At 49.1% G+C, this 1,038-nt stretch carries 2 protein-coding genes and 1 pseudogene; all 3 read right to left on the bottom strand.

What is annotated here, in order from left to right; all coding sequences use genetic code 11:
* A partial coding sequence (locus tag DXA05_RS26690; protein WP_165861580.1) for an ArdC family protein occupies positions 1 to 130 on the bottom strand: 130 nt, incomplete at its 3' end.
* Positions 131 to 135: 5 nt separating this feature from the next.
* Positions 136 to 740, bottom strand: a pseudogene (locus DXA05_RS26155) (hypothetical protein).
* 72 nt (positions 741 to 812) lie between these two features.
* Positions 813 to 995, bottom strand: a complete 183-nt coding sequence (locus tag DXA05_RS26150) for a hypothetical protein (protein WP_004319968.1) — start codon at positions 993 to 995, stop codon at positions 813 to 815.
* Positions 996 to 1,038 lie beyond the last annotated feature (43 nt).

Below are 1,038 nucleotides of genomic sequence, written 5' to 3'. Positions count from 1 at the left end.
CAGTAAACCAGGGCTTTTTCCATCCGTCTTTGCCCGACAGCGACTGAATACGCTCAATCATCATATCGGCAAACAGGTCGAGTGCCTTGTCTTCGGCACTCGGACCTTCTTTAGTATAAGGTTTTCCCATAGTCATTAACCATTATAGGGCTGAGGAACATATTCGCTCATCTCCGACACTCGGCAGGAGAAGTCCAACTTGTCATTGAAGACACTGACAGACAACGCCCCTTTGATGTTCGCTTTCACACCCGGTTGCAGCCATGCCTCACGTTTGCCATCGAAGAGGAAGAAACTTACCCAGATGTATTCAAATCCGTCCTGTACTTTCTCTGCACTGAAAGCGGAGAACTGGCAGTACGGCACACCATTCTTGTCCGTCTTGTCCTCAATGCTCTTGCCCACCTTGCCGCGGAACTCCATCACGCCCTTGATGCAGTCCTCTGCCTCGGCAGGCTGGTGGCTGATGCTGCTTGCCGACAGGTTGAAATAAAGGCATCGCCCCGTTTCCTCGGTACCAATACACCGACTACCTCAATGTGCTCGCCAATGTTGCAGCTGCCTACATCCGTAAGTGTCCCGTCCTTGATGACCGACACCTCGATAGTCTTGTTAATCCCGCTCTTCGCCGGAATGACTATGTTCATGGCAAAGCTCACAAAGGCCTTGCCCTCCTTGTTCGTGCGGCAGGTCGCAACCTTGCTGACCGTTCCGCACACTGTTACATTACATTTGATCATTGCTCGATACTTTTTGAATTATACATCTCCATTGTCCAAGTGAAATGTCTTCGCAATGTCAATAATCTCTTTTCAATCATCATATACTGGCGCACGTATCAGTTCATAGACCATCCACGCTGCTATGATAAGTTGGAAGCCGAGATGGATGATGGCCACGGTCTGACCGAAAAGCCATTGGGTAAGCATGAAGTGTCCTGTCACTGCCAGCATACCCATCAACACTGTACACAGATGACTTGCTATCCTTTTCATTTCCTTTGCAGATTTTGTTGTTGACTCTCAGCCTCCATCCCTT

The organism is Bacteroides sp. AM54-2NS (assembly GCF_003602935.1).
GTDB lineage: Bacteria > Bacteroidota > Bacteroidia > Bacteroidales > Bacteroidaceae > Bacteroides > Bacteroides xylanisolvens.
The sequence above is the reverse complement of the archived record's forward strand: the minus strand, read 5'-3'. Positions and strand labels throughout refer to the sequence as shown.

Bases quoted from the DNA above. Each gene is read 5' to 3' on its own strand.
- DXA05_RS26150 (WP_004319968.1), bottom strand. From the start codon at position 995: ATGAAAAGGATAGCAAGTCATCTGTGTACAGTGTTGATGGGTATGCTG.